Below are 10,008 nucleotides of genomic sequence, written 5' to 3' on the forward strand. Positions count from 1 at the left end.
TACAGATGAGGTAAAGAATGTGGTTACATCTGGGAAAAAACAAAAATTTTCTCCCAAGTAATTAACTGGAATCAAATATTACCATTTTTTCGTGGATCTTCTTCTGCTTTTAAATTGAGATATTTTTTGAAAGATGATCAACGCACAAATTTGAGGCTTTCTCCGGTTTTGGAGAAGAAATCAGTAAAGATGCTCATGACTGTACGTTCTCTAATTTTGATGTTACCGTTTAACGACATTCCCGACTGGAGGGGAATTTTGCGTCCCTTGCTGTTGAGGTACTGTTGGTCAAGGGTGACTGTGGCGGGGAAGGTGTAGTATGGCTGAAGTTGGGTTGGGGGTAGGGTATCAGAACCAATCCAGGTTAAAGTACCTTTGATGTCTCCAAATTCGCTATAGGGAAAGGAATCAATGCGGACATCAACGTGCATTCCTTCTCTGATAAAGCCAATATCTTTGTTGGTGATGGAGACTTTTGCTACTAAGTCGGTTTGGGGAACGATTTTCAGCACAGGTTCGGTGGATCTAGCGACAAAACCGGGGGCGTTGGCTTTGAGGTCAAAGACTACTCCATCTACAGGCGATCGCACTACACTATATCTTAATGCTTGATTTGTTTGACTCAGTTGACTATCAATTTCGGCAATGCGTTTTTTGTTATCAATCACTGCTCTTGTCAATTGACTATCAATTTCGGCGATTCTTTGGCTATTATTGCCAATGCGGGTAGTTAAGTCTCTTCTGTCAATAGCTTTGGTATTTTTGACTTTAGCTTGAGCTTGAGCCATTGCAGCTTGTAATCGGATTTTTTCTTCTTGCAATTGTGCAATTTCTGCACGAATGGAATCTACTTCCTGCTGCTGGTTGAGGTATTGAATGCGGGAAATTCCCCCCTCTTCAGCTAATTGGGAAATATCTTCCAGAATCTTTTCATTAACGATTAATTTTTTTTCGTTGGATGCGAGTCTAATTTCTGCTTGGCTATATTGCTTTTGCAATTGCTCAATTTCTAACTCAGCCCCTGTAACTCGTGATGTCAACTCTTCCATCTCAGATGTTACTCTTTGTTGCTGTTGGGCAGTCAAAGTCATAGAGTCGGTGTTACCATCCATTTGCGCCTGAAACATTCGATTTTCGGCAATTAATACCGCCCGACTTCTGGTTAAGCTGAGAAATTGAGTTGGAATGGATACTGTGGGAAAAGTATCTTCATTACCACTTAATTGTGCTTGGTAAAATTGATTTTCTTGTTCTAAAGCTGTGCGAACTGTTTGCAGATAATTTTCTTGGGCTTGGGAAACGGTAGGATCAAGGCTCAGGAGTAAATCCCCTGCTTTGACTTTGTTTCCGTCTTTAACGTGAATAACTTTGACCACACCTTCAATAGGGATTTGTACCTCATTGACGTTATCTTGAGGTTCTAGTTTACCTTGAGCCGGAACCGCTTCTTCAATTTTGGCGACACTAGCCCAAAATACCGTCACTGTTGATACCAGCATCAAAGTCCATAAAATCCCCCTTGACCATACAGAGGATTGTTTGACCATCAGGGGATGTTGAAAAGAAGAAGCATGAATATTGGCTGTCTGTGGTTGTGTGGGGGTGATTTGAATATCTTCTGGTAGTGTTTTGACTCGACCGTTATTAGGACTCATAGTATTTGGGGATGGGAAAGGTAAAGTTTTTAGCGTTGCTGATTTTAAGTATGAATTAGTTTCACGCATCAGCGAAGCGAAGCACGAAGTGCGTTAGGCGCAAAGGCGCAAAGGTAGGAAGAAAAAGATAGAACTTACGCATAATCTACGTTTTCTTGGCGTTCTTGGCGGCTTGGCGGTTCAATAAATCAAGATTTTTGGCAATTGTTGCGTAAGTCCTGAAAGAAAGGTAATTTTGAGATTTCATATCTTAGTTCAGTAAGTCCAAGCTTTTAGCGATATTTTGATTTAGGACTTAAAACTCAAGCAACTACAGCTTCTTGCTGGCGATATAAGCAGTAATAAAGTCCTCTCATGGCCATTAATTCGTCGTGAGTGCCTTTTTCAGCAATTCGACCGTTCTCCATCATCAGGATGACATCGGCGTGACGAATAGTACCTAAGCGATGGGTAATGAAAAATACTGTACGTCCTTTGAGTGTTTGTTGGAGATTTTGACATACTTGGCGTTCACTGTTGTAGTCCAGGGCGCTGGTGGCTTCATCCATAATTAGTAGTTGGGGGTTTTGGAGGACGGTGCGGGCGATCGCAATTCTTTGTCTTTGTCCTCCAGAAAGCGCTGAACCCCGTTCCCCAACACGGGTGTTATAACCCATTGGCAGGCTCATAATAAAGTCATGAGCATAGGCTACACGGGCGGCGGCAATAATTTCTTCAGAGGTGGCTTCTGGGTTGTTGAGGGCGATATTTTCTTTCACTGTGGTATCAAACAAAAGCGTATCTTGTAATACCATGCCGATTTGTCGCCGCAGAGAATAAAGTTCAACTTTGTGGATGTCGTAGCCGTCAATCAAAATCCTTCCAGCTTCGGGATCATACAGACGAGTTAAAAGTTTGGTGAGGGTGCTTTTACCAGCGCCACTTTGTCCCACTACGCCCACAAATGTATTGGGAGGAATTTCTAAGCTAATATTATCGAGCTGCGGGCTGGGGCTTTGGGTGAAGCGGAAGGTGATATTCTCGTATTTAACTGCTCCTTGAATCGCTGGTAAAGGAATATCTTGAGGGACTGATTCCTCCTGGGGTGTGTCTAAAATATCACTCAATCTTTCTAAAGATAATGCTGTTGCTTGGAAGTTTTGCCACAATTGCACTAGCCGCAGTAGAGGACTTGTAGTATATCCTGCGATGATGCGGAAGGCGATTAATTGCCCCAGTGTGAGGGTTCCTTGTAATACTAAAAAGGCTCCGACCCACAGTAGTAATAACCCTGAAAGTTGGTTGAGAAATTTACTAATTGAACCCGCAGTTGTAGAAGTGATGGCATTTTTAAAGCTGTCAGCGACATACTTAGCATAACGGTCTTGCCATTGCCAACGCGATCGCAGTTCAATATTTTGAGCTTTGACTGTCTGAATACCAGAAACAACTTCTACCAAATAAGATTGGGTCGCGGCGTTGCTTTCGGCGCGGTTGCGGGTTTGTTGGCGAATGATTGGGGCAACAATTAAACCTAAAAGGGCAAATAATGGTACTGTAGCTAAAGCTACCAAAGTCAATAGCCAACTGTAGTAAACCATGACTACAATGTAGATCACGGAAAAGATGGAGTCTAAGACTACTGTTAAAGCTGTACCAGTCAGAAATTGCCGAATATTCTCTAGCTCATTAATCCGAGTTGAGAGTTCACCCACAGGACGCTTTTCAAAGTACCCTAGAGGTAGACGCAACAGGTGGTCAATGACTTCCGACCCCAGCGCCATGTCGATGCGGTTGGTAGTTTCTACGAATAAATTTGTCCTCAGAGTCGTCAGAATTGCTTCAAATACTGCGGTAACAACTAATAAAGTTCCTAAAACATTCAACGTTGAGGGTGAATTTTGAATTAATACTTTATCAATGATGACTTGGGTAATCAAAGGGTTCGCCAAGCCGAACAACTGCACAAAGAAGGAAGAAATTAAAACCTCACTCAAAACTCGGCGATACTGGGAAACAAAAGGCAAAAACCAACTTAAACCAAAGCGTTTACGGGGAGTTTGCTGGGTTTTTTGTAGCAGTAGAATTTCTCCTTCCTGTCCCCAAGTTGCGACAAATTCTGGGGTTTTGTACCGTTGTATGCCTTTTCCTGGTACAGCTAACACCAGTTCCCTCTCAGTAGCTTTGTAAAGCACAGCAAAGCGATTTTGCCATTGCAGCATTACTGGGGTTTCTAAGCGACTGATGGCGACGGCGGGAACCATTGCTAATTGCGCCCGTAAACCTAACATTTCTGCTAAAGAACCGCATAATTGTAAGGAAACACTACCTAATCTTTGTTGCTGATTTTGCAAAACTCGACGCACGACATCCCGACGAAAGGGCATATCCCAATATTGGCTCACCATTTGGAAACAAGCCAGGGTTTCATTTAATACGCCATTTCCACTCACGTAAGGATATTTGATGCGTTCAGCTTTGCTAGGTTCTAGGGCTGGGGGTCGTTCTGAGGCGTAGGGAATATCCTCTGTTTCTGGTTCTGTAACTATAACTGTGGGTGTAATCGGGGTAGGTTGAAAAGATACTGGGGGAATCCCTATTAACCGGGCTGTGCCGCTTTCTACCTTGAGGATTTGTTTGTCTGGGGATGGTTCTAAGCGATCGCCTATGGCGAAATTAGTATTACCACTACTTAACAACCAAAGACGATGGGGATCTAGTTGACTTAGAGGCGTTTTCCCTTTGGGTGCATCAAAAACAATGGTTTGGGGGAGAATTTCCGATACTAAGGCTGCGATGTCTATTTCTCCCAAAGCCCGACGCTGAATTTCTAAACTTAACAATTCAAATAATTCTGGGGTAGCGCAGCGTTTTGTCAGCGCTTCCTTAAAGGCTGGTTCTTTTGCCAGTAATGTCTGAAAATCAACAGAGGGAATAGTTAGGCATACTGATTCTATAGAGGCGATCGCAGTTTCACAAGCAACTCCCCGCAATAAACTTACCCAACCCAGAATTGCCCCTGGCTGGAGCAATTCTAAGGTGTCAGGTACAGCCGAATTATAAGTATATCCAATTAGCCGGGCTTGTCCCTCGTAAAGAATTGCTACATGAGCAGGCATTGTTTCCTTAACAACGATTGTGTGTCCCATACGGTAACGCAATAGTTGTGCTTTTTGTGTCAGTTGCTCAAGGGCAGAAGTAGATAGGAGGTTGAAGGGTGGCGTTGTCTTTAAGAACTGGGAAATAGCAGGTGTAGAAGTAGTAGTCATATTGGGTCTGTGGGAAAGACTTATGATTCAGGACACAGGGGAGTATCCCAGGGTTTAATTTTTTAACGCAAAGTAGCGCAGAGGTTCACGCAAAGGAAGACGGAGTGAGTTTTTTTGAAGCTTGATTGAGGGTTTGTTGTAAGGATTCTTGTAGCCATTGCTGAAATAAATCATTGAGCAATTTTTTTCTGGTAGAATCATCTAATTTGGCGTAAATCATCTGTTCTAACCGGACAATGACAATCCATTCTCCTAAACGTGTAGGAGGCATGATTTGTCCTGGTTGACTAGCCCGGAGTTTGGCTGCTAGTTGGGGGTGGGGTTGACTTAAAGGCATTGGTCCAATTAATCCCCCTGTTTGGGCTTCTGGCCCTTGGGAATATTTCCGAGCGATGTCAGCAAAGCTTTGTTCTTTGGCTTTAATCCGAAAGTATAGCTCCTGAGCGATCGCCATGTCACGAGTTCGCAGCAGAGAATAAGTCACCTGATCCAGTTGGGATTTTTGCGTGAGAAAATAAGACTCTAATTTATGTCCCCAAGTTGCCAATTTATATTTTTCCAGCCGCAATTTTCTAGTTGCTATTCCCTGTAGTTGCTCTGGGGCAATATTATTTAACCGTAGCCAGTTTTCTAGCTGTTGGGGATCAGTAATACTATGGGCAGTATAAAATTCCTGTTGTGCCTGTTCTACCTCTTCAGGGCTACATTCAATACAGGCGATCGCTTGGTCAACTAACAACTCACGATAAATCTGGGGCAGCATCTGATAACCTGCTAACAGAGATATCAACTCTGGCGCAGTGATGGTTTGCTCAGACAACTTTTCTAGACAAGAATCATTCATTGCAAAATCAAATTGACGATGGGTGTAATGTTTAAAACAAATAATCTATGATGCAAATTGATTGACCGAAAAGATTAGGCTGCAAGCTTGATCATTCAAACTCAAATTAATAATACTGCACATTACCGTAATTTTATCGAGAATCTTTATTAAAAACAATATACATTAAATTAGAGCAGTTAAATTATCAAAAAATTATGTTCTCATTAGTTCAGCCCATTTTTAACAAAAAAATCGCCACCAAGTACAGTATCTGCGCTAATTCATATGTAAACTTGAATACAATTTTTTACAGTTACTAACTATCTTATTGTCTGGACAGTTAATTTTTCGGGCTTTGACCAAGAAAAAATCCCTGTATCAACTTCTAGTAAAATCATCAATAATCAGTTATACTCAAATCCAGTGAAATTATTGTCAACCAAATTCTCTAAATACAGCAGTTTTCATGTATTTAGACCAAACTCTTGATTCCTCTCTGCGCCTCTGCGTGAGACAAAAATTTAGTTCATTTACGCGAAAAGCGCTGTAATTTAACTGCCCAGAAGCCCAGTTAAAAAGTGCAAATTTTTCACAAACCCTTTTAGCTAATTTTATTCCCCAAGGCGAATTAGTGCAGAATGATTAACCGCCAACGAGAAAGATTCTCAACAGAAACACATCAAGCTGTCACACTTGTAGATGTGTTACTCAGATGGACGCAACAAAAAGGTAACTCTGTCGGCTTTTCTTTTTTGCAAGATGACAAACAGGAAAATTTTACCTACGCGGAGTTAGACCAAAAAGCACGCGCAATAGCAGCGCATTTACAGACGATGCACTGGCAGGGAGAACGGGTACTATTAATGTATCCGCCGGGTTTAGAATTAATAGCGGCAATTATGGGTTGCTTTTATGCGGGTGTGGTAGCAGTTCCAGTTTATCCACCGCGTCGCAATCAAAACATGACTAGGCTATTAGCAATTACCCAAGATGCTGAAGCTAAGGGAATATTGACCACCGTATCCTTAGATGATTTATTAAAACAAGTAGCTAAAAATACAGTAATAGCAGAATTAAATAAAATTGCCACAGATAGTATGCTTTTATCTGTAGGCGAGGCTTGGCAAACTCCTCAATTAACAAAAGATAGCCTGGCTTTACTACAATATACTTCCGGTTCCACTGGCACACCAAAGGGAGTGATGCTCAGTCATGGTAATTTATTGCATAACTTGGCACAAATATATCAACGCTTTGGACATTCATCTAGTACCCAGGTTGTGAGTTGGTTGCCACCTTACCATGACATGGGTTTGATTGGAGGAATTTTCCAGCCCTTGTATGGTGGTTTTCCAGTGACGCTCATGTCTCCTGTGGCTTTTCTGCAAAAACCGCTTCGTTGGTTGCAAGCAATTTCTCAAACTCATGCTACCACTAGCGGCGCTCCTAATTTTGCATACGAGATGTGTGTCCGCAAGATTCGTCTGGAGGAATGCCAAGATTTGGATTTGAGTAGTTGGGATTTAGCATTTACGGGTGCAGAACCAATTCGTCAGGAGACACTAGAAAGATTTGCTACAGTTTTTGCACCTTATGGATTTCGACAAGCAGCTTTTTATCCTTGCTATGGTTTAGCAGAAGCGACTTTGTTTGTGAGTGGTAAAAATCAGGAAAATTTAGGATTAGATCATACTTCTCAAGGTTTAGTCAGTTGTGGTATTCCCAGTCATGACCAAACTCTAGTTATAGTTAATCCAGAATCTCAACAACTTTGTGCAGCTGGGGAAGAGGGAGAAATTTGGGTCAAAGGTGAGAGTGTAGCTCAAGGTTATTGGCAACGTTTTCAGGAAACAGCAGCAAGTTTTCGCGCCTCCTTAGCTTCGGGAGAAGGTGGTTTTTTACGGACAGGAGATTTAGGTTATTTACGTTCTGGTGAATTATATGTCACGGGTAGGATCAAAGATGTTATTATAATCAGAGGGCAGAATTATTACCCCCACGATATTGAAGCGACTGTTTCCCAATGTCATCCAGGTTTGAGTGCTTACTGGGGTGCAGCTTTTAGTGTGGAAGTCTCCGGGGAAGAACGGCTAGTGGTTGTTCAGGAGGTGGAGCGTAATGGTTGGCGCACGCTGGATCAAGATGCGGTAATTACAGCGATTCGGGCTGCTGTTTCTCTTGAGTTTGGTTTGCAGGTGTATGGGATATGTCTGTTGAAGCCTGGGAGTATTCCTAAGACTTCTAGTGGGAAGGTGCAGCGTTTCGTTTGTCGGGAGGGGTTTGTTGGTTCGGGGTTGGATGTGGTTTGTCGGTGGGAGTTGTCGGAGAATTTTTTTCGCGCAAAGGCGCAAAGTCGCAAAGAAGAGAAGGTTGTGGATGGTTTGATTGCTTGGTTACGGGTTTATGCTCGTGATCATGTTAATTCGCGGTTGATGGATGAACGGCGTTGTATTTCTCCCCATATTGTTTTGGATTTTGGGAATAAGGGTTTGTTGGGGATGCAGGTTCCTTGTTGTTATGGTGGTTTGGGTTTGGGATATACGGACACCATCAGGATTATACAACAGCTTGGGGCGATTGATCCGACTTTGGCTTTGTTTGTGGGGTTGAATAATGTGTTGGGGGTGCGTCCTATATTAATGTATGGGACGGATGCTTTAAAGGCGGAACTTTTACCTATTCTGGCTACGGGACGGGAATTGGCGGCTTTTGCTCTGACGGAAACGGGTGCTGGTGCTAATCCTCAAGCTATACAGTCTCAGGCTATTAGTGATGGTGATGGTTGGCGATTGCGGGGGGAAAAGATTTGGAGTGGTTCGGCTGCTTGGGCTGGTGTGATTAATGTGTTTGTTAAACATGAGTCGGGTATTAGCGGCTTTGTGGTGCGTCGGGGGACTCCTGGTTTGCGTCAAGGTGCGGAAGCGCTGACGATGGGAATGCGGGGAATGGTGCAGAATACGGTTTATTTGGAAGATATTCCGGTGACATCTGCGGATTTATTGGGTGAAGTTGGAGCAGGGATGAATGTTGCTCAAGATGCGATGATGTATGGGAGGTTAGCGATCGCAGCTGCTTGTGTGGGTGGAATGCAGCGTTGTGTACAATTAATGTGGCGTTATAGTGGACGGCGACAAATTGCTACAGGTAAATTACTCGATCATCCTGTGGTTTTATATCGTCTTCAAGAATTAACCAATGCCATTACTGCTGTCAATAGCTTGGTGATGCGGGTTGGAAAATTACTTGATCAAGGAGATACTGTACCCGCCGAAGTATATACAGCGTGTAAAATTTCTGCCCCGGAATTTTATTGGCAAGCAGCAGATTTACTGGTACAAACTTTGGGGGGAAGGGGTTATATAGAAAGTAATATTGCACCGCAAATTTTGCGAGATGCAAGGGTTTTACGGATATTTGAAGGACCAACAGAAACATTATGCGGCTTTTTGGGTGCGCGTGTTCTCAAACAAGGACAGACACTACAAAATTTTCTTTGTCAAACTTTGGGTGCTGTGGAAGTTGGAGAAAAGTTAGCTGATGCTGTAGAGCAAATTAGCGATCGCCTGTTTAATCACTCTAACATCAACTTCCAGCGTTGGATCTACCATCAACTAGGACAACTGACAACAGAAGCGATACTATGGGCAGTATTAGATGATCAATCAGCAATTGCTTGGGTAAAAAATCGGTTTAATCAACAACTCCAGCAAATCCTGACATTTAATCCCGACAACTTACTACATCTCAATTCCCAAAGCCTAGAAAATCACCTCAATCAATATACACAAAGCATCGGTGATATTGAACAAAATTTAGCAGGGGAAGAACAGCAATTAGATGAATTATTGCGTCAGTCTGTAGATAATTCCCAGACAGCAGCAAAAACTTCAGACTCCAACCCCCAACCCGAAGATTTCCCAGTGCAAAATACATCCGTCTCCCAAATCAGCAGTTGGTTAAAAACTTGGATAGCAAAAAAACTGCACATATCAACTTCCGCCATAGATACCAATAAAGCCTTCGCCGACTACGGGATAGATTCCATCACCGCCGTAGAACTAACCCAAGACTTGCAACAATGGTTAAATATATCCCAACCCTTAGATGCAACCATAGCGTGGAACTTCCCCACAATTACCGCCCTAGCCACCCACCTAGAAAAACTCACCACCGCCGAGACAAACAACTTAGACAACTTATCCACCATAGATATAGCACAACTACTAAGCCAAGAAATAGCGATCGCTCGTGATCGAAAACCTCAAAATAAATAATCACA

4 protein-coding genes are annotated in these 10,008 nt (G+C 42.7%); 1 reads left to right on the top strand and 3 read right to left on the bottom strand.

Annotated elements, in window-relative coordinates; all coding sequences use genetic code 11:
• Nucleotides 1–137: 137 nt before the first annotated feature.
• The 3 genes from ACM0OP_RS01195 to ACM0OP_RS01205 form a co-directional block, all read right to left on the bottom strand.
• A complete protein-coding gene (locus ACM0OP_RS01195) occupies nt 138–1,655 on the bottom strand; it encodes an HlyD family efflux transporter periplasmic adaptor subunit (RefSeq protein ID WP_414526561.1) in 1,518 nt (505 codons plus the stop codon).
• 302 nt (nt 1,656–1,957) lie between these two features.
• A complete protein-coding gene (locus ACM0OP_RS01200; protein ID WP_414526562.1) occupies nt 1,958–4,903 on the bottom strand; it encodes a peptidase domain-containing ABC transporter in 2,946 nt (981 codons plus the stop codon).
• Nucleotides 4,904–4,988: 85 nt separating this feature from the next.
• The gene (locus tag ACM0OP_RS01205; RefSeq protein WP_414526563.1) at nt 4,989–5,747 is read right to left on the bottom strand and encodes a peptidylprolyl isomerase; all 759 of its coding nucleotides are present in this window, start codon (nt 5,745–5,747) and stop codon (nt 4,989–4,991) included.
• A gap of 620 nt (nt 5,748–6,367) precedes the next feature.
• On the opposite strand from ACM0OP_RS01205, the gene ACM0OP_RS01210 reads away from it, so the two are divergent.
• Complete coding sequence (locus ACM0OP_RS01210; protein ID WP_414526564.1) at nt 6,368–10,003, top strand: AMP-binding protein; 3,636 nt, start codon at nt 6,368–6,370, stop codon at nt 10,001–10,003.
• Nucleotides 10,004–10,008: the final 5 nt, after the last annotated feature.

The sequence above is a fragment of the Nodularia chucula CCY0103 genome (assembly GCF_963923915.1).
Lineage (GTDB): Bacteria > Cyanobacteriota > Cyanobacteriia > Cyanobacteriales > Nostocaceae > Nodularia > Nodularia chucula.